The organism is Bacillus sp. FJAT-28004 (genome assembly GCF_001280845.1).
In the GTDB taxonomy this organism is placed as follows: domain Bacteria; phylum Bacillota; class Bacilli; order Paenibacillales; family Paenibacillaceae; genus Pristimantibacillus.
The window spans coordinates 412,238-430,693 of the sequence record NZ_LGHP01000001.1; the positions used below are offsets into that span (position 1 = coordinate 412,238).

The following is an 18,456-nucleotide window of genomic DNA, read 5'->3' on the forward strand; positions in this document are numbered from 1 at the left end:
AACCGCGTAACTCACATTACTCCGTAGCTGTAAGAACACATACGTGCTAACAGCGACTTAAAAGCCCTGCGCAACCGCCGAATGGACTCTATAAGCACATATATGTGCTTACAGCCGCCAATCTCACATTACTCCATAGCTGTAAGAACACATACGTGCTAAAAGATACTTTAGAGCTCCGCCCCGCCGCCGAAAGGACTCTATAAGCACATATTTGTGCTTACAACGCCCAAACTAACGATATTTCATAGCTGTAAGAACATATACGTGCTAACAGCTACTTTAGTGCCGCTCCGCCGCCGAATGGGCACAATAAGCACATATATGTGCTAACAGCCGCCAAACTCACATTACTCCATAGCAGAGCTGTAAGAACACATACGTGCTAACAGCTACTTAAAAGCCCCTCACCGCCGCCGAATGAACTCTATAAGCACATATATGTACTTACAGCCGCTATCTATTCGATGATGAGTATGCTGGAATAAGGTAATTAGATGAATAAATCCCTATAGCAAAGGAAAGCCGATTAATTCGGCTTCCGCAGCTATAGGGATTTTTTCATTTTATTATATCTAGAATATGCCATGGCGACTGAACGGATTCTCGTTTGAACATAAAGGTATAGACAACGTTTTGACGAGGCTTATTCAGCTGATGAATGGATACAGGTAGTCTTATTTCAGTTGTTAAAGCATCTCCCAGCTCATCGGAGCGGGCCATGCCTTTGGACTTTGGCGGAATTTGCTCTCGTATGGAAACGAGCGACTCCATTACATTTAAGAAGGAAGCAAGCTTTTCCTTTGGCATTTGTTCTGCGAGCGGAAGCAATAGTTCATGATCTTGATGATACATCGCTTCAACGAAACTTCTAGCTAGGACGTTTGGCTGAGCAGATTCAAAATAAGGCTTAATTTGACCAGCAGCCTTATGTACCATCATTTGGTGTGCGGGGTCTGGACTATCGGACTTATGGGTGGAGCTGCCCAGAAAATGAATGCAAAAATGACCAGAGAAGCCATTCTCCGGAATGCCGTCTCCGCCATGCGGCATGCCATTCATGGAGGCTGCGATCCAAGTGTCACCGGAGTGGATAAGTACAGCCTTTCTTTTCCAGCTCCACTTGCCGTTATAAATTTGCTTCATAATACGGGAATCCTCTTTCATTAACGGCTGCACATCAGCGTGATCACTTCCTGCCCGCCGCTGTACATTAAATGTTAATCCTGTCTCCAGCTCCGTCACGGAAAACATGCTTTTTTTAGGCAAAAGTCCCGTTGCTTGCTGCCACGATAGCAGTTTTCCGTAATGCTGTGTCCGCAGACCTTCGGCTAACCCGACTAGCTTCTTAGCTAACTTGTCTGGCAAAATCGTTTTTTCAGCCTTCGCTTCATTCCAAAGCTGACCGGAACGCTCCAAGCGGAAATGTATCGCTTCAGTCGACTGCATCGTGATGTCTATATCGGGGTAAAAGTCTATCTCAGTTGCAGGAACATGCTTGGATTGGCGTAAAGCGGCATTGATTTCTCGACTTTCAATTTGAAGCTCGCTCATGAATAAGGCATGCTGGCCAGAACGGACAGTCATAATCAATATATTCTGGTGACGCAGCTCATCTGATTTTTTTGGCTTCAGAAACATCGTCTGTGCTGCAGCATCGTTCGGCTGTAAGGCTAGCAGCGAGATGAAAACCAATAAGATAACAGCTGAAGCTTGTCTCACGGTACGTTTCATTTTGTTATCTTCCTCCAATCACACTCATTATCGTTATTTTCAGCCAATAGCTTATTAATTATGTAGTCGCCCTCATGCATGCTTCGGTCTGAAATGATTCATACTAGCACGGATACTACCGTATGGGGGTGACTAACGACAATGGGACTGCCATGGATATTGGCCATATTGTTTATGTTTCAACAAGGACAATATTCCGATCCTTTAGTGATTGAGCATGATGGCCGTGTAATATCAGAAATGAAACGAGCACAGTATAGCGATTCACTGACAGGCATTCCGCTCGTTGACCAAGACAAGCTTCATAAATTTATGGATGATCTTGAAAAACGAGTGCAGAAGCCGCCCATTAATGCAGTGCTTGACGGAGCGGGGAGAATCATGCCTGAGCATACGGGAAGTAAGCTTAATCGGAAAGCGTTTGAGGAACAGGTTTACAGCTTTATTTTTGAAGGGGAATTGTCTCGACTTGAGATTCCTATGTTAACCACTTATCCGAAAGTAGACAGTGAGCTGCTATCCGTCATCAAAACAAAGAAAATTGGACTCTATGCTACATATTACAACTCACGCAACAAAAACCGTTCTCATAACGTTGAATTAGCTGCGAAAGCAATCAATAATCATGTCGTCTTTCCTGATGAGCGGTTCTCATTTAATGAGGTTGTCGGCAAGCGGACGAGGGAGAAAGGGTATTTGCGTGCTCCGGTAATTGTAAGGGGAGAAGTTTCTGAGGACGTCGGCGGTGGCATTTGTCAAATTTCATCGACACTCTTTAATGCTGTGGATCGAGCTGGACTCAAAATTGTTGAGCGCTATTCACACAGCCGACATGTCAAATATGTGCCCGCTGGCCGCGATGCGACCGTCAGCTGGTATGGACCGGATTTTGTGTTTCAAAATAAATATGATCAGCCCATTCTAATTCGTGCGTATGCGCAGGGTGGTCAGGTAAGTATCGTCATTTGCTCTACTGAAGACATTAATGCAAAAACCAGACAAGTGCCGAGCGCCTCGAAAAAATTGCCTGAGGAAATTAAATTAGAGATGGATGCAGGCGGCTCTGAGTCGATTATAGACATCATAGATTAAGGGGCTGCCGCATAGGGCAGTCCTTTTTTTTGCGAATAATCACAAGTTGAAATATTGCTTGTAATAATATCCAAGGTTAAAGTAAAGCGGGGGGAGATGCTTTTGGATTACAAAATTGTTTTTTTCGATGTGGATGGAACGATTACGCACCATGAGGATGGCAGCATTTCGAATAATACCAAAGAAGCGATAAAGGCGCTTAAAGACAAAGGACTCAAGGTGGTTGCAGCAACAGGAAGACCGCTATCCATGTGTGAAGAAATAAAAGAATTAGGAATAGATACGTTCATTACCGCAAATGGAGCGTATGTTAAGCATAATCAAGAGGTCTTACATAAATTGCCGCTGGACAAAAATATGATTAAAGAAGTATATGATTTTGCATACACCTGCAATCACGGCCTTTCATTTTATACGGAAGATTACTGCATGAACGGTGTTGAAAATATTGAGATAGCAAAAGCATTGAAGGAAACACTGTCTTTGCTTCATTATCCAGCGGCAAATCCATTGATTTATGAACAAGAGGTTTACTTAATGTGCTTGTTTGCTGATGATGCAACAGCCCAGAAATATAGGGAGCGGTTTCCGCATCTAACCTTAAAAAGATGGCATCCTTTTGTCCTAAACGTATTGCAGGAAGAGGTGTCCAAGTCGCTTGCGATCATGAAGGTTTTGCAATATTTTAACGTGGATAAATCAGAAGCTATTGCATTTGGTGATGGTGAGAACGACATAGACATGTTGGAATTAGTAGGGCTAGGTATTGCGATGGGCAATGGGAATGAACGGTTAAAAGGAGCAGCTGATTTCGTAACTAAAAAATCAAGTGAGGACGGAATCGAGTTTGCGTTGAAAAAGTTTGGGGTTTTATAATCATTGCCTTCTGACATTAAGATGGACAGCTTATGGAAGATTGTTTGGCACGTAAGGGTTGACACCGCTAAGCTATTTCGTGATGATGGAGTAGAGCATGTAGCGGAAGGAGCTGACCGAGATGAAATTAATAGTGGAACAACCAGCTGCTCGCTGGTACAAACAAGAGATGGGTCTTTCCGATGGTGAAGCGATTCGCATTTACGTTCGCCTGGGCGGCTGTGGCAGCGTTCATCCAGGTCTTTCACTTGGCATCATGAAGGAAGAGCCCAAAACGGTGGGACTTCGTGATGTCGTAGAAGGTATAACCTATTTTATAGAAGATGACAATCTGTGGTATTTGGATAACAAGACGCTTCGGATTTCTTTTGACGAGAAATATGAAGAAATTAAAATGGTTGTGGAATAACCTCTTATTCACAGCTTGTATAGCAGTACAACAAAATAGGAGCAGCTCCAATGGGTCATAGACCTTGAGGAACTGCTCCTTTTTTTTTCGTGTTATCTCCTATTTGTTATTGATCAGCAAGCGGGTCTGCTTCCGACTTCTCCTTGCATGAGCTTTTTGAGCAATTGCAGCATTTGCCGGTATGACGATGATCAGCAGCTTTGTCCGCATCATGCGATACACCGATCACCGGACTCTCCTTGTTGTCCCCATCATTTAAAGTTGCCTTTATGTTCATTGTCATTGCCGCCATCCTCTCATTTTCCGATCACTTATTACCATTATAAAAGAAGGATCATTGCGGCCACATCGGGGAACCTCCCTATTTGTGGAGCAGCTTTTGTATGGAAACCCTGAGCTATAGTTCAGGGAGTTCCCCGACATACAAATGTAAGATAAACCCCTAAACTAAAGGTGTAGCAAACGCAAGCGATCAGAGCACAATAACTTAACAGAAAATTTCAGGAGGATTACCAGATGGAGCATGCTCCTTTGAGAAGGGTTGAGCAGCTTGCTTTGAAGAAGCAAAAGGTGTTTCAGACAAGTAAGTTGAGGTATATATTGCGAGCCATGTTAGCCAGTATGTTTATCGGGTTTGGCGTAATCGTAGCTTTTAAGACTGGCAGTTTTTTCTACGAGACACATAGTCCGCTAACCTATCCAATGGCGGCGATTACGTTTGGGGCAGCCATCATTCTAATCGCATATGGCGGAGGAGATCTTTTTACCGGAAACACCTTTTACTTCACCTTCGCAGCTCTTAGGGGCAAAATGCGATGGCTTAATGTAGTGAAGCTATGGTGTGCGAGTTACGCAGGCAACTTTCTAGGAGCAGTCGCCTTCGCACTGCTGATATGGGCAACCGGATTGTTCAACGATGCTTCGGTTAATGGTTTCTTGCTCAGTGTGGTAGAGAAGAAGCTTCACGCTCCGGTATGGGAATTATTTTTCCGAGGTGTGTTATGTAACTGGCTCGTTTGCTTAGCATTTTTTGTTCCGATGTCACTGCGCGGAGATGGACCAAAGTTGTTCGCTATGATGCTGTTCGTATTTTGTTTCTTTATATCCGGCTACGAACACAGCATCGCCAATCTTTGTACCTTCGCCATCGCGCTTGTTCTGAATCATCCAGGAACGATTTCACTCGAGGGCATGATTCATAATCTGGTGCCGGTGACGCTCGGTAATTTAATTGGTGGCTCCGTCCTTATGGGCGTTATGTATTATTTCGTAAATAAACCATTTGAAGAGGTGGAATAACAATGAAAAAATCTAAAGTTGTCGTTATTGGTGTAGGAGCAGTAGGATCTACAACAGCCTATACACTGCTGCTTCGCAGCCGAATGGATGAGCTTGTGCTAATAGATGCGAATGCAGGAAAAGCAGTAGGGGATGCGCTCGATATGAATCACGGGATGCCATTCCTCGGACAGACTAAAGTATGGGCAGGCACCTACGAGGACTGCAAGGATGCGGATATCGTCATCATTACAGCGGGAGCGGCGCAGAAGCCTGGCGAGCCAAGGCTGAATCTATTAAAGCGCAACATTGCAATCTATGAGAGTATCGTTTCGGAAGTATTAAAATACAATGATGACGGTATTTTGTTAATTGCGACGAATCCGGTAGATATTATGAGTTACTTCTGCCAGAAAAAGTCGGGCTGGCCAACCAACCGTGTCATCGGTTCAGGCACATTGCTCGACAGTGCAAGGTTCCGCTACCTTATCGGTGAGCGATTGCAGCTTGACCCGCGCAGCGTACATGCCCATATCATTGGGGAGCATGGTGATTCCGAGCTTCCATTATGGAGTCTAGCAAACGTAGCCGGTTCTTCCATCTCGCTTAGCGAGGAAGAAAAGTCAGACATATTTACGCATACGAGAGACGCAGCCTACGAAATCATAGAAGCGAAAGGTGCAACCTATTACGCCATTGCGTTAGCACTAGATCGCATTGTAACTGCAATACTGTCCAATGAGTCGGCTGTACTCAATGTATCCACGTTAGTAGATAACTACCACGGCATATCGGATGTATACATGGGTGTTCCGTGTGTTGTTGATCGCCATGGGGTAAGAGAGGTGCTGGACATTCCGATTACAGAGGAAGAAAAAGCGCTGCTGCACCGTTCGGCGAACAAGCTGAAGGAACTTATCGAAACGATCTCGGTTTAGACAAAACAAAAAGGAGCTGATCGTCATGGTTACCAAATGGCTAAGCGAAAACAAATATGCAGCGGGTTTAATGCTTCTGCTGCGCGTATACTTGGGATGGCAATGGTTGAGCGCAGGATGGCATAAGCTTGGAGGATTTGATGCCAGCGGATTTTTAAAAGGAGCTATTAATAATCCTGTGATTGATAAAGGTACAAACGAATTAGTATACCCGACGTTCACTGCATTTCTAGAACATGTGGCTCTCCCGAATGCAGGCATCATTAATTTCCTCATTCCCGTTGGTGAGTGTTTGGTAGGACTTGGGCTAATCGTTGGCGCACTTACGACAGCTGCAGCATTCTTTGGACTATTAATGAACTTCATGTTTATGTTTGCAGGTACGGTATCGACTAACCCTTGGATGCTGCTGATCGGAATTATCGTATTCGTCGCTGGAACGAACGCAGGTAAATTCGGTATTGATTTCTTTGCACTTCCTTATCTGCGCAAACTGTTTAAGAAATTCGGAAAAAGCGGCGATAGCGGGTATACAGACAATAAGACGGTCCCTCGCTAGAGCGGAACGAATACAATGAATAAAGGTTGTTCCTCAAGTAGGTTTATCTACTTTTGGAACAACCTTTTTTTTGCGAATTTTAATCGAATAACAAGGTGTTTAACCCAATTGAGCATTCCACACGAATGCTCGATTGACATGTTCTGTTTAGTTTGATACCTTAATTATATATATTCATACTGGTTTAGTTGGTATTTAGGGAGTGGAGGTGTGTCAAATCAACATTGAGAATATAGAAGCATTCGTCTATGTGATCCATTGTGGAAGCTTTAATAAAGCAGCTGACGCGTTGTATTTGTCTCAGCCTTCTGTAACAGCAAGAATTAAGTCACTTGAGCAGGAGCTCGACTGCAAGCTTTTTGATCGAAATGGCAAACAGATTCAAATAACGGAAGACGGTAAACGATTTCTCCCTTATGCCCAGCAGCTACTGCTCATTTATCAGAAGGGCAAGCAGCATATCAATCAGAAGAAGTCGCTGCCTAACGAGTTCCGAATTGGCTGTACCGTGTCTGTCTCCAATTATATCATTCCTGACTTATTGCCTCGCTTGAAGCAGAGATTTCCGAATACTCACTATAAAATTGTCACAAGTACCACGGATGATATTTTGAATAAGGTGTTAAGCAAGGAAGTGGATATCGGCTTTGTTCGCAAGGTGAATCATCCAAGCTTGCAATCGACCAAGTTTTATGAAGATCCGATTCGGTTACATGTATATCATGGGCACCCGTTCTTAACGATGGAAAAATTGACGGTTGAGGCGATAGCTGAGCAGCCCCTCGTATTTTTTGAATGCGGCTCATTGGATTGGCTTCGCATTCATCGTATATTCGAGAACCTAGAGCTGCCGCCTAATATTCAAATCCAGACGGATAATTCTGAAATGGCCAAAAAGCTAGTGATCCAGAAAGCTGGAATCGCGTTTCTTCCAGGCTTATGCGCGCAGCAGGAATTACAGGATGGGAAACTTTATCCGATACGTGTCCCAGAGACGGAAGGTATTTTTTTGCAGACCAACCTCATTTCGCAACATGGAGAGCATCTGGAATTAGTCCATGCCATCATGGAAATAGGCAAGCAATTAGCAGCTGCGGAGCTAAGTTTATCGGCTAATGTGAATCTGTAATAGAAAAACTCTATTACCCGAAGAGCTGTCGATATGCTACATTTATAATTACAGTTAAGCCGATATGAATAGTGTGTTTAAACGCATTCGTCCGCTGCTTCTTCTGAAGCAGCGGACTTTTTTATTGCTCAAAAACATCATTGAATTATTCGATTTTCTTATAGAAGATCTCTATAAGCTAGAGGATTGACGAAGCTGGCAGTCCGATGGTAAAGTGAATTCAACGCAAATCCTTACTTAACAGGTAGGAATTATAAGGATTTAAACATTCGATGATTTGGGGGAAAAAGAAAATGAAAAAACGATTCGTTTTATCGATTGCACTAGTCCTTGCATTTACACTCGCAGGCTGCGGGGGCAATAAAAACAACGCCGGTACAGATGCAGGAAGCGGAGAAGCTTCCAAAGCAGTAACCAAAATCGTTGTTGGTACAGGAACACAATTCCCACAAGTTTGCTTTATAGATGAGAATGGTAAGCTAACAGGCTTCGATGTAGAGCTTGTAAGAGAAATTGATAAACGTCTTGCAGATTACGAATTTGATATCCAAACGCTTGAATTTACGAACTTGCTGTTAAGCTTGGAGACTAAAAAAATTGACATGATTGCACACGAAATGGAGCAGAATCCGGAACGCGTGCAAAAGTATTTGTTTAATAAAGAGCCTTATGCACACTGGAGAAACAAAATTATAGTAGACAAGGACAATGAATCTGTTCAAACGCTGGCTGATCTAAAAGGTAAAAAAGTGTTAACAACGGCAACAAGCGCAGCAGCAACCATACTTGAAAATTACAATAAGGAAAACGGAAATGCCCTTGAACTCGTGTATCAGAATGGCGGTGCAAACGATAATGTAACGCAAGTAACCTCTGGTCGAGTGGATGCTTTCCTCGCTGCTGACTTTACATTATCGCTAGTTGATCCGAAAAAAGAGCTTAAAGCAGTAGGACCGGCTCTTAGTGAAGCAGACATCTTATTCATGTTCCGCAAGGACGATCCGGAGCAGCAAAAGCTTTCTGATGCTGTTGATGAGGTAATCAAAGAGCTGAAATCAGATGGTACGCTTGCGAAGCTTAGCTCTGAATGGCTAGGCGATGACTTCACTTCCAAAGAAAAATAAACCCAATTGAAAGGTGAGATGGCTAAGGTGGGAGAATCATTCGATATCAGCTATGTGTTCGAGTATCTAATAAAGCTGCTGCCTACCTTGAAAGTCACTCTTCTCATCGTGGTGAGTTCCATCGTACTCGGGGTTGGCGTCGGATTTATCGTCGCCTTTCCCCAGCTTTATAAGATTCCGGTTCTAAGACGTTTTTCGCAAGTGTATTTATCTTTTTTTAGAGGGACTCCTATACTCATTCAGCTTTTTTTGTTTTACTACGGCCTACCCGAAATATTGAAGATTTTTCATTTGGATGTAGCTAAAGTACCAGCTTTATATTTTGTCATTCTAACTTACGCGCTGCACAGCGGTGCCTATATAGCCGAGATGATTCGGGCGGCTGTTGGGGCCGTAGACCGTGGACAGGTTGAAGCGGCTTATGCGGTAGGAATGACTGGCTTTCAAGCCTTTACCCGAATTGTACTTCCTCAAGCAATGTCTATTTCATTACCGGTATTTTCTAATCTCGTTATCGCTAATTTGAAGGATACATCGCTAGCCTTTTCATTAGGCATTATGGAATTGACAGGAAAATCACAGACGCTGGCCGTTATGTCCAGGCATTTCCTTGAAACCTACGTTTCATTAGCGATTATCTACTTTGTGATGAGCTTTGGACTTGAGAAGCTATTCCATTTTATTGAACGCAGGTTATTGAAGCATGAGCGCCGCATAACGGTAGAAGACAAAGAACCGCTCATGAAAAAAACGAAATCAAGGCGGTTTGCAGCAGGAGTAGGTTTTGGCAGAGGAGGAAGGGAAAATGAAGCTTGATTTGGCATTCATATGGACAGCGTTTCTTCAGCTCTTAACCGCAGTACCAACGGCTTTGGCAATCACGTTTGTCTCTGTTTTCTGCGGCTTCCTTATTGGGACTTCTGTTGCAGTCATCCGACTGTATAAGATTCCAGTCCTTTATCCTATCGCCGTTTCCTATGTAACTATCATCCGCGGAACTCCCATGTTAACCCATTTATTGCTTATTTATTTCGGATTGCCGATTATCGTTGATGGTATAGCTGAAGCGTTAGGATTATCGTTCCGTTCGGTCTCTATTCCAATGATTGGATTCGCTTATATATCTTTCTCGATTACGGCTGGCGCTTATATGTCGGAGGTTGTGAGATCAGGCTTGCTTGCCGTTAACCGCGGGCAAATGGAAGCAGCCTATTCGATTGGAATGACGACAGCGCAAGCGATGCGAAGAATTATTTTGCCACAAGCCTTTGCAGCAAGTCTGCCTAACTTATCGAACTCGGTTATTGGCATGCTGCACGGATCAACGCTTGCTTTTACGGTGTCCGTCGTCGACATTAACGCTAAAGCGCAAATCGTTGCTTCAACAAACTGGAAATTTTTTGAGGCTTACCTCGCAGCAGCCCTCATTTTCTGGGGATTAACCTTTTTGATCGAGCGTCTGACCGCTTTAGCCGAGAAGCGCTTTAACCTTTACAACAGAGGCGGTGTTTCATGATTAAGCTGACGCAAATTAGAAAGAGCTTTGGACGTAATGAAGTGCTGAAGGGAATAGACCTTACGGTTAAAAAGGGCGAGGTCGTTGCCATACTCGGGCCAAGCGGTTCCGGTAAAACGACGCTGCTGCGCTGCATAAATTATTTGGAGAAGCCAAGCGACGGCCACATCTCCATTGATGATTTTACCGTTAATTGCAAGCATCCGGATAAGAAAGGGATTCATACACTTAGGCAGAAAAGCGCAATGGTTTTCCAACAATATAATTTATTTAAGCATAAGACAGCGATTGAAAATGTGATGGAAGGTCTCGTAATCGTTAAGAAGCTTCCGAAGGATGAGGCGCGCCAAAAAAGCGAAGAGCTGCTTGAGAAGGTAGGGCTCGGCAATAAGCTGAATGCCTATCCGAGCGAGCTGTCCGGTGGACAGCAACAGCGCGTAGGCATCGCTCGTGCGCTAGCGCTCAATCCAGAAGTTATTTTGTTCGATGAGCCGACCTCGGCGCTTGATCCAGAGCTTGTTGGCGAGGTGCTTAGCGTCATTCGCAAAATTGCAAAGGAAGGTATCACGATGATAATCGTGACGCATGAAATGAGCTTTGCACAGGATGTTGCGAGCCATGTCGTTTTTATGGATGGCGGCGTTATCGTCGAAGAGGGCAGGCCTAATGATATTTTTACGAATCCAAAAGAAGAAAGAACCAAACAATTTCTGAAACGGATCACACCTGAGGGTGTCTATTCCATCTAACACATAGAGGAGCGAATCAATATGTCACTCAAAATTGGCATTCTGGATCAAAGTATTATTTTCCCCGGTCAAACTGCTGCTGAAGCATTAGCGAATACCGTCAAGCTGGCGCAATTGGCAGAAACGCTCGGTTTCGAGCGCTTCTGGGTATCCGAGCATCATGATTCCCCAGGGATGGCGGGGTCCTCGCCAGAGGTGCTTATTGCTTATTTGCTGGCTCAAACAAAATCGATTCGCATTGGTTCAGGCGGTGTAATGCTTCAGCATTATAGCCCCTATAAAGTAGCAGAAAATTTTAATGTGCTTGCATCATTAGCGCCAGGCAGGGTTGAACTTGGCATCGGGCGAGCACCGGGCGGATTGCCGCGTTCTACGAAAGCTTTGCAGAAGGGCATAGCGGAAGCCGCTACTTTGGCAGAGAAGCTTACAGAGCTGGAGCAGCTGCTCCATGACAAGGCTGGTGAAGAGCATCCGCTAGCAGGACTTGTTGCAAGTCCGCTGCCGAAGCAGCCTGCTGACATTTATTTGCTCGGCACAAGCCTATCGAGCGCGGAGCTTGCTGCGGAGAAGGGTTATCCGTATGCTTTTGCGTTATTCATTAATAATGATCCAGATACGGCTCGAGAGGCGCTTGATACGTACCGAAATAACTTTAATCGTTCGCTTGGCGGCGAGCCGAAGGCAATACTGGCATTATCCGTTATCGCATCCGATTCGGAAGAAGAAGCGAATGAGTTGGCGGGTCATTTTAAAAATGTGAGAGTTACGCTAGCAAGCGGAAAGACAATCAACGTGGGATCGCTAGAGCAGGCGAAGGAGTTTGCTAGGCAAGCAGGCGAGGACTACACGGCTGAGGAAAGAGATGCGGATATAACTAGAGGCACCAAGGAGACGGTTCGCAAACGATTGCTTGAAATTGGGGAGCAGTATGGTGTGGATGAATTTATTTTCACGACGATTATTCCTGATTTCGCCAAGCGTGTTCGATCCTTTGAGCTTCTTAAGGAAGCCTTTGAAGGGGAATTGGTATGAGTAGATTCTCAACTGGATCGATTGAGGAAACGTTAATAGCCATTCGAAGGCAGCTGCATCAGCATCCCGAGCTTTCTCATGAGGAATTCGAGACGACGGCTGCGATAAGTGACTGGTTAACAGAAGCGGGCATTCGAATCGTCGACTATGGACTCCAAACTGGGGTAATTGCAGAGGTTGGGGGTTTGTATGGCGGTCCAATTGTGGCGGTTCGCGCTGATATAGATGCGCTGCCTATACAGGAGGAGACGGGACTTCCGTTTGCTTCAAAGATTCCGGGAAAAATGCATGCCTGCGGCCATGATTTCCATACGGCCTCGATCGTAGGGACAGCTCTTTTGCTCAAGGAACGGGAGCAGGAGCTGCAAGGAACGGTGCGTTTCCTGTTCCAGCCTGCGGAAGAAAAAGCAAAGGGTGCTCAGAAGCTTATTGCAAGCGGAGCGCTGGAAGGCGTGAATGCAGTGTTCGGCATGCATAATAAGCCGGATCTTCCGGTTGGAACGATTGGGATCACGGGCGGGCCGATCATGGCGGCAGCTGATGGTTTTGTCGTTGAGGTGGAAGGACGCGGCAGCCATGCAGCAGTACCTGAGGCAGGTCTTGATCCGATCGTAACTGCGGCGCATATGATTACGGCGCTGCAATCGATCGTAAGCCGCAACGTAAGCGCGCTGGATAGTGCGGTCGTTAGTGTGACGAGGCTTCATGCAGGGACCGCTTGGAATATTATTTCTGACAAAGCGATATTTGACGGAACGCTGCGCACGTTTGAAGAGCATGTCCGCACGAGAGTGCGCGAGCGCTTCGATCAGGTTGTGAATGGTGTAGCTTCGGCGTTTGCAACGAGTGCGAAAGTAAAGTGGCTTGAAGGACCGCCGGCAGTTATAAATGATCAGAAATGGGCAGATCAAGCCTCATTAACGGCTGAGGCTCTTGGTCTTACGGTGGTGAAGCCGACTCCTTCTCCAGCAGGCGAGGATTTTGCCTTCTATTTGAAGGAAACGGAAGGGCTGTTCGTATTTTTTGGCACAGCCGGTTCACAGGAATGGCATCATCCAGCCTTCGATTTGGACGAAAAGGCTTTGCCGATTGCAGCCTCGTTTTTTGCTTCTCTAGCTGCGGATGCTCTGAGCAAGCTGGCAGCAGAGAGCGTGCCGGGAGGACGACAACATTCCAAAATCATATGATGTGATCGTCGTTGGTGCAGGCTCAATGGGCATGAGCGCAGGTTATGAGCTCGCAGCTCGCGGGGCAAGGACACTGCTCATTGATGCTTTTGATCCGCCGCATAACATGGGAAGCCATCACGGCGAGCCGCGTTTAATCCGGCATGCTTATCATGGCGGAGATACTTATGTGAAGATGGCGCTTCGAGCTGATGAGAGGTGGCTGACACTCGAGAAAGCAACCGGGCAAAAGCTGCTGGAGCGATCGGGCGTACTCAATATGGCAGAATCGAGCTTCTACAATTATGAAGGCAGATTAGGCGATGCTGTTGCGAATGGTGTACAAGTGGAATTGCTGCGTGCGGAAGAAATTAACCGGCGTTTTCCGGGCGTCCAATTGGCAGATTCGTTCCAAGGTATGTATGAGCCGAACGCAGGTTACTTATATAGCGAAAAATGTGTAGCAGCTTACAAGCATCAGGCTGTCGAAGCCGGAGCGGAGCTTCTAGTAAACAGCTTCGTTACTGATATTCAGGCCAATGCCTCAAGTGTCACCGTTTATACGAAGGAGGCTGCTTTTACGGCTCCGCAAATCATCATTACCGTAGGTGCATGGTTTAGCATGCTCTCGAATCATGTTAAGCTCCCGATTCGGGCTGTTCGCAAGGTGGTAGGTTGGTTTGAAACGAGCTCACCTGCTTTTGATGCAGGCGTATTCCCCGGTTTCACTTGGGGCGGGGCGGCGGGCGGTTACTATGGGTTTCCGAGTATCGGAGGCGCGGGGATTAAGATTGGCAGACATGATACAGGCGTGGAGTGGAAGCCAGGTGAGCCGATTGCTCCATTTGGCGCTTATCCAGAAGATGAAGAGGATCTTCGCCGTGCACTTCATGCATTTGTTCCGGGTGCAGCCGGTAAGCTTCTGAGGGGCGCTGTATGCAAATATGAGTTTACACCAGATGAGGATTTCATCATTGATGCTCATCCGGAGCACGACAATGTGCTCCTTGCCGGCGGTTTTTCTGGTCATGGCTTTAAATTCGCGAGCGTGGTTGGCGAGATTTTGGCTGACAAAATACAAAAAAAGAATACGGGTTACGATCTTCAATTATTCGAGCTTGACCGTTTTAGGAAAGTATAAAGATCATTACTTTTGCTATTCATGAGGAGGATTTTAAATGAGCCAACCCGTTGTCGATATTCAAGCATATTTGCAGGTATATGATCAAATTGAGCAAGAATTGGAAGGACTTTCGGATAATCAGCTGAAATGGAAGGCTGCACCTGAGTCATGGAGTGTGACTGAGGTTCTCGCTCATCTCGTTGATCACAGCATCATCGTATCCTTTCGCATTCGTGAAATATTGTCTGGCTCCGAGGTAAGGCTGCCTGTTTTTAATCAGGATGCTTGGGTGTCTGGGCAAAGGGCAAATGAAGGTGATGCCAAAGATATTTTGCTTGCGGCTCGCTCACTCGTTCAATATAACAGCCTCTTGTTTAACCGTCTGACCGAAGAAGAATGGAGTAAGACGGGCATTAACTTTAAAGGAGAGCCCGTATCGATAGCCGTTATCGTCCCGGCATTTGTGAAACACGTACAAGGTCATTTAGCTCAAATTAGTCGGATCAAGCAGGGGGAGCAAGACTCTCGCAACTCGATTAGCGCGGTTTAAACGATATCGCTTTTTTATCATATAAAGGGAGAGCAGGTGAAGAAGCATGTCCGATACTGCAGTAATCATTCGTAATGCTGAGCTTGAGGATCTAGGGGCTACAAGGGAAGTACTCATTGATGCTTATGGACAATATGCACAAGAGCTTCCGGAAGAGTCATGGAATCAATATAAAGAAAGCATACTGGCATCCGTTGAAGGTGCAGCAACGAAGGCTCGTTTAGTCGCGGTGCTTGGCGGGAAGATCGTTGGAAGTGTGTTCTTGTTTGATTCCTCGGAAGCCGCCTATGGACGGCCGGAGCTTCTAATTCATTCGCCGATTATTCGCCTGCTCGCCGTATCGAGGACAGCTCGCGGCTTCGGAGTAGCGACGGAGCTTATACGTGCCAGCGCCAAGCTTGCACGGGAATGGGGAGCGGAAACGCTGCATCTTCATACATCAGACATGATGGATTCTGCTGTAAGACTGTACGAGCGCCTCGGCTTCGAGCGCGCTTTCGATAAGGATCTGATGAACGGGGAGACGCTTGTCAAGAGCTACCGGCTCGAATTGAAGGAAGCGGCTTTATTACAGGTAACTTAGTGGAGAGATGTTTCTTCTGCTTGGATATTATCCATACTGTTGCCGCTTAGAGCATCAGTGACTACTGCACTTTTTGCAATAGATACCTTACATGGTGGACGGATGGGATGGCTACGCTGCACTTTTGCAATAGAATAGCAGCGTATTGCTCCAAATTTTGAGCCGGTGAGGAGTTCTGCTGCACAAAGTGCAGTGTAGGGTCTCAGCGAGCGATTGTGAGTTGATTCTACTGCACAAAGTGCAATGTAGGATCCGAATGAACCTTTTCATTTGATCCCGCGGCTCTGTTGTTAGAACCATTAAAATGTCTATCATTCATCGTTAATTAGGAGGCTGTTTATTATGGCAAATCGCAAGCAAATTAAGTTTGGCGCATTGATTCATGGTGTGGGAGGCAATGTGTCGGCATGGCGGCATCCGGAAGTGCCGGCTGATGCAAGCGTGAACTTTAAATTTTATACGGAGCAGGCACAGACAGCTGAAGCGGGTAAGTTCGATCTTGTATTTATCGCAGACGGTTTATATATAAACGAAAAATCAATTCCTCATTTCTTAAATCGTTTTGAGCCGATTACGATATTGTCCGCACTGGCAGCTGTTACCTCTAAAATTGGCTTGGTTGGAACGTTATCAAGCTCTTACAGTGAGCCGTTTACGGTTGCGAGGCAATTTGGTTCGCTAGATCATATTAGCGGCGGGCGTGCAGGCTGGAACGTGGTCACGTCTCCGCTTGAGGGCTCGGCTAGCAATTTCAGCAAAACGGATCATCCTACGCATGATGAGCGCTACAAAATTGCTGAGGAGTATTTGGAAGTGACACGCGGATTGTGGGATTCTTGGGAGGACGATGCCTTCGTCAGAGACAAAGAGTCAGGTGTGTTCTTCGATCCGTCTAAGCTGCACCGTCTGGATCACAAAGGCGATTATTTCTCTGTGCAAGGTCCACTTAATATCGCTCGCTCGAAGCAAGGACATCCGGTTATTTTTCAAGCGGGCTCGTCCGAGAGCGGCAAGAAGCTGGCTGGCAAAGCAGCAGATGCAGTGTTCACGGGCCATGAAAATATCGAAGATGCAAAGGCATTCTACAAAGATGTGAAGGATCGTACGGTTGCTGAAGGCCGTTCGGTGGACGATATCGTTATTCTTCCCGGTATTGGGCCCATTATTGGACGCACGGAAGAGGAAGCTGAGCGCAAGTATCAAGAGCTGGCGGAGTTAGTGACGATCGAGAATGCCTTAAACTATTTAGGACGTTTTTTCGAGCATCATGACTTCTCTCAATATCCGCTGGATGAGCAGTTCCCAGAGCTAGGTGACCTCGGACAAAATAGCTTCCGCAGCGGCACGGACAAAATTAAAAAAATAGCAAAAGAGAAAAACCTTACTCTTCGCCAGGTTGCCCTTCAATCTGCGACTCCGCGCAGTCAGTTCATTGGTACTCCTGAGAAGATTGCTGATCTTATTGGGGAGTGGCATGAAGAAGGTGCAGCGGATGGATTCATTATTCACACTTCGATTCCAAGCGGCTTGAATGATTTTGTGGAGCTGGTTGTTCCAATTCTGCAAGAGCGAGGTATTTATCGTACCGATTATGAATCGGATACTCTACGCGGCAATCTAGGCTTGCCGATTCCAACTAATCGTTATACGAAAGTGAAAGTGAATAGCTAATTAATTTTAAAACGAAGTATCTCTCTACATTTAAAGTAAAGAACGATGTATGACGAGTTTTGAGAGATGGCAGCTTGGTTAAACTAGTATTGTTCGTTTACGCTAAATGGAGGGTCCAATACGATGAAATTTGAGCTKGGCTCATGCCTGCTTGAGCAGCGATTAAGCGAGCGCGGGTTATCGAGGACGCAGCTTGCAGACGCATTGTTGGTCAGGCCTGAGAGGATCGGCGATTATATCGACAACAAACGAATAATGCCGCTTAAGGTAGCGATATCGATAGCTGCTACTATTAAATGTGATGTACCCGACCTCTATGAGTTGCGGACATCCATTTAAGAAAGTACCCATTAATGTTGGTTGTTCTATAAGAGAAATAGCCTCGTAAGTCTACGATGACCTACGGGGCTATTTTCCTTACATAATATATAAAATCATGCCATGATCTTTATTAGCCGCATCGATGTAGTAAGCAGCCACCTCTTGGTAGTAACTAAGAACATAATCCTTATCCTCGTCGCCATTCCAATCGGTGCCGGACGGGTAAATATCCTCTTCACTAAGCTCAGCTGGATCAAAACGATTAGCCAATTCGTCTCTGCCTTGCTTGGAGAGCTCTTCTGCCACTGCTTTCACCTGAGCATTCGTCAAATATCTTGCCGGACCGTATCCCTCATCTGCGCCGATTGGCGTTCCTCCGAGAATGGTATGCACAAGCGGTTCATCACCCGCGAACGAGCTTCCATTAAGCATAAAATGAATGGCATGCCAAGCTTTATCAATGTCCAAGGCTTCTGTTTCAAACACCTCGTGAACAATAACGCCGTCCAGCTCTTCAATACGATGTATGAGTAATTGAAGCTGAGTCATTGGTACTTGCTGCAAATATCCGATCATTCCCATTACTAGAGCCCTCGCCTTCATCCA

General features: G+C 45.7%; 21 protein-coding genes. 18 read left to right on the forward strand and 3 right to left on the reverse strand.

Annotated elements, in window-relative coordinates:
• Window positions 1-561: 561 nt before the first annotated feature.
• On the reverse strand, window positions 562-1,734 hold the full coding sequence (locus AC787_RS01670; RefSeq protein ID WP_054023206.1) for a hypothetical protein: 1,173 nt from the start codon (window positions 1,732-1,734) through the stop codon (window positions 562-564).
• Between the two features lie 141 nt (window positions 1,735-1,875).
• On the opposite strand from AC787_RS01670, the gene AC787_RS01675 reads away from it, so the two are divergent.
• The 3 genes from AC787_RS01675 to AC787_RS01685 all read left to right on the forward strand — a co-directional run bounded on the left by AC787_RS01675 (window position 1,876) and on the right by AC787_RS01685 (window position 4,111).
• The gene (locus AC787_RS01675) at window positions 1,876-2,826 is read left to right on the forward strand and encodes a VanW family protein (protein ID WP_054023207.1); all 951 of its coding nucleotides are present in this window, start codon (window positions 1,876-1,878) and stop codon (window positions 2,824-2,826) included.
• A gap of 102 nt (window positions 2,827-2,928) precedes the next feature.
• On the forward strand, window positions 2,929-3,702 hold the full coding sequence (locus tag AC787_RS01680) for a Cof-type HAD-IIB family hydrolase (RefSeq protein WP_054023208.1): 774 nt from the start codon (window positions 2,929-2,931) through the stop codon (window positions 3,700-3,702).
• 121 nt (window positions 3,703-3,823) lie between these two features.
• A complete protein-coding gene (locus tag AC787_RS01685; protein WP_054023209.1) occupies window positions 3,824-4,111 on the forward strand; it encodes a HesB/YadR/YfhF family protein in 288 nt (95 codons plus the stop codon).
• Window positions 4,112-4,217: 106 nt separating this feature from the next.
• Here the strand turns inward: AC787_RS01685 and AC787_RS34010 are convergent, their stop codons facing one another.
• Window positions 4,218-4,394: a hypothetical protein gene (locus tag AC787_RS34010; protein WP_161807504.1), complete on the reverse strand. Its 177-nt coding sequence runs from the start codon at window positions 4,392-4,394 to the stop codon at window positions 4,218-4,220.
• A gap of 233 nt (window positions 4,395-4,627) precedes the next feature.
• Here AC787_RS34010 and AC787_RS01690 point away from each other — a divergent pair, with 233 nt between their 5' ends.
• From AC787_RS01690 to AC787_RS01760, 15 genes are all read left to right on the forward strand, one after another.
• A complete protein-coding gene (locus AC787_RS01690) occupies window positions 4,628-5,410 on the forward strand; it encodes a formate/nitrite transporter family protein (RefSeq protein WP_054023210.1) in 783 nt (260 codons plus the stop codon).
• A 2-nt stretch (window positions 5,411-5,412) separates the two neighbouring features.
• On the forward strand, window positions 5,413-6,327 hold the full coding sequence (locus tag AC787_RS01695; RefSeq protein ID WP_054023211.1) for an L-lactate dehydrogenase: 915 nt from the start codon (window positions 5,413-5,415) through the stop codon (window positions 6,325-6,327).
• A gap of 25 nt (window positions 6,328-6,352) precedes the next feature.
• Complete coding sequence (locus AC787_RS01700) at window positions 6,353-6,886, forward strand: DoxX family protein (protein ID WP_054023212.1); 534 nt, start codon at window positions 6,353-6,355, stop codon at window positions 6,884-6,886.
• A 217-nt stretch (window positions 6,887-7,103) separates the two neighbouring features.
• Complete coding sequence (locus tag AC787_RS01705) at window positions 7,104-8,015, forward strand: LysR family transcriptional regulator (RefSeq protein WP_054026838.1); 912 nt, start codon at window positions 7,104-7,106, stop codon at window positions 8,013-8,015.
• A 293-nt stretch (window positions 8,016-8,308) separates the two neighbouring features.
• A complete protein-coding gene (locus AC787_RS01710) occupies window positions 8,309-9,139 on the forward strand; it encodes a transporter substrate-binding domain-containing protein (protein WP_054023213.1) in 831 nt (276 codons plus the stop codon).
• A 27-nt stretch (window positions 9,140-9,166) separates the two neighbouring features.
• On the forward strand, window positions 9,167-9,955 hold the full coding sequence (locus AC787_RS01715; protein WP_054023214.1) for an amino acid ABC transporter permease: 789 nt from the start codon (window positions 9,167-9,169) through the stop codon (window positions 9,953-9,955).
• The gene (locus AC787_RS01720) at window positions 9,945-10,655 is read left to right on the forward strand and encodes an amino acid ABC transporter permease (protein ID WP_054023215.1); all 711 of its coding nucleotides are present in this window, start codon (window positions 9,945-9,947) and stop codon (window positions 10,653-10,655) included. The genes AC787_RS01715 and AC787_RS01720 overlap by 11 nt, the downstream gene beginning before the upstream one ends.
• Window positions 10,652-11,404, forward strand: coding sequence for an amino acid ABC transporter ATP-binding protein (locus tag AC787_RS01725; RefSeq protein ID WP_054023216.1), 753 nt, complete (start codon window positions 10,652-10,654; stop codon window positions 11,402-11,404). Before AC787_RS01720 ends, AC787_RS01725 begins: the two co-directional genes overlap by 4 nt.
• Before the next feature lie 21 nt (window positions 11,405-11,425).
• The gene (locus tag AC787_RS01730; protein WP_054023217.1) at window positions 11,426-12,436 is read left to right on the forward strand and encodes an LLM class flavin-dependent oxidoreductase; all 1,011 of its coding nucleotides are present in this window, start codon (window positions 11,426-11,428) and stop codon (window positions 12,434-12,436) included.
• The gene (locus AC787_RS01735) at window positions 12,433-13,623 is read left to right on the forward strand and encodes an amidohydrolase (protein WP_054023218.1); all 1,191 of its coding nucleotides are present in this window, start codon (window positions 12,433-12,435) and stop codon (window positions 13,621-13,623) included. Before AC787_RS01730 ends, AC787_RS01735 begins: the two co-directional genes overlap by 4 nt.
• A complete protein-coding gene (gene solA, locus AC787_RS01740) occupies window positions 13,607-14,743 on the forward strand; it encodes an N-methyl-L-tryptophan oxidase (RefSeq protein WP_152970561.1) in 1,137 nt (378 codons plus the stop codon). Before AC787_RS01735 ends, solA begins: the two co-directional genes overlap by 17 nt.
• A 37-nt stretch (window positions 14,744-14,780) precedes the next feature.
• Window positions 14,781-15,275 carry a DinB family protein gene (locus AC787_RS01745; RefSeq protein WP_054023219.1) on the forward strand — a complete coding sequence of 165 codons (495 nt, stop codon included), beginning with the start codon at window positions 14,781-14,783 and terminating at the stop codon, window positions 15,273-15,275.
• 46 nt (window positions 15,276-15,321) lie between these two features.
• Window positions 15,322-15,858, forward strand: coding sequence for a GNAT family N-acetyltransferase (locus AC787_RS01750; protein ID WP_054023220.1), 537 nt, complete (start codon window positions 15,322-15,324; stop codon window positions 15,856-15,858).
• A 342-nt stretch (window positions 15,859-16,200) separates the two neighbouring features.
• Window positions 16,201-17,529 (forward strand): LLM class flavin-dependent oxidoreductase, encoded by a 1,329-nt coding sequence (locus tag AC787_RS01755; protein WP_054023221.1) that lies wholly within the window; start codon window positions 16,201-16,203, stop codon window positions 17,527-17,529.
• A gap of 123 nt (window positions 17,530-17,652) precedes the next feature.
• Window positions 17,653-17,868, forward strand: coding sequence for a helix-turn-helix domain-containing protein (locus AC787_RS01760; RefSeq protein ID WP_054023222.1), 216 nt, complete (start codon window positions 17,653-17,655; stop codon window positions 17,866-17,868).
• A gap of 78 nt (window positions 17,869-17,946) precedes the next feature.
• Here the strand turns inward: AC787_RS01760 and AC787_RS01765 are convergent, their stop codons facing one another.
• Window positions 17,947-18,432 (reverse strand): YfbM family protein, encoded by a 486-nt coding sequence (locus AC787_RS01765; protein WP_054023223.1) that lies wholly within the window; start codon window positions 18,430-18,432, stop codon window positions 17,947-17,949.
• Window positions 18,433-18,456 lie beyond the last annotated feature (24 nt).

Bases quoted from the DNA above. Each gene is read 5' to 3' on its own strand.
- AC787_RS01755 (WP_054023221.1), top strand. From the start codon at position 16,201: ATGGCAAATCGCAAGCAAATTAAGTTTGGCGCATTGATTCATGGTGTG.
- AC787_RS01765 (WP_054023223.1), bottom strand. From the start codon at position 18,432: ATGGGAATGATCGGATATTTGCAGCAAGTACCAATGACTCAGCTTCAA.
- AC787_RS01675 (WP_054023207.1), top strand. From the start codon at position 1,876: ATGGGACTGCCATGGATATTGGCCATATTGTTTATGTTTCAACAAGGA.
- AC787_RS01720 (WP_054023215.1), top strand. From the start codon at position 9,945: ATGAAGCTTGATTTGGCATTCATATGGACAGCGTTTCTTCAGCTCTTA.
- AC787_RS01725 (WP_054023216.1), top strand. From the start codon at position 10,652: ATGATTAAGCTGACGCAAATTAGAAAGAGCTTTGGACGTAATGAAGTG.
- AC787_RS01685 (WP_054023209.1), top strand. From the start codon at position 3,824: ATGAAATTAATAGTGGAACAACCAGCTGCTCGCTGGTACAAACAAGAG.
- AC787_RS01730 (WP_054023217.1), top strand. From the start codon at position 11,426: ATGTCACTCAAAATTGGCATTCTGGATCAAAGTATTATTTTCCCCGGT.
- AC787_RS01750 (WP_054023220.1), top strand. From the start codon at position 15,322: ATGTCCGATACTGCAGTAATCATTCGTAATGCTGAGCTTGAGGATCTA.
- AC787_RS01670 (WP_054023206.1), bottom strand. From the start codon at position 1,734: ATGAAACGTACCGTGAGACAAGCTTCAGCTGTTATCTTATTGGTTTTC.
- AC787_RS01735 (WP_054023218.1), top strand. From the start codon at position 12,433: ATGAGTAGATTCTCAACTGGATCGATTGAGGAAACGTTAATAGCCATT.
- AC787_RS01745 (WP_054023219.1), top strand. From the start codon at position 14,781: ATGAGCCAACCCGTTGTCGATATTCAAGCATATTTGCAGGTATATGAT.
- AC787_RS01700 (WP_054023212.1), top strand. From the start codon at position 6,353: ATGGTTACCAAATGGCTAAGCGAAAACAAATATGCAGCGGGTTTAATG.
- AC787_RS34010 (WP_161807504.1), bottom strand. From the start codon at position 4,394: ATGACAATGAACATAAAGGCAACTTTAAATGATGGGGACAACAAGGAG.
- AC787_RS01690 (WP_054023210.1), top strand. From the start codon at position 4,628: ATGGAGCATGCTCCTTTGAGAAGGGTTGAGCAGCTTGCTTTGAAGAAG.
- AC787_RS01695 (WP_054023211.1), top strand. From the start codon at position 5,413: ATGAAAAAATCTAAAGTTGTCGTTATTGGTGTAGGAGCAGTAGGATCT.
- AC787_RS01710 (WP_054023213.1), top strand. From the start codon at position 8,309: ATGAAAAAACGATTCGTTTTATCGATTGCACTAGTCCTTGCATTTACA.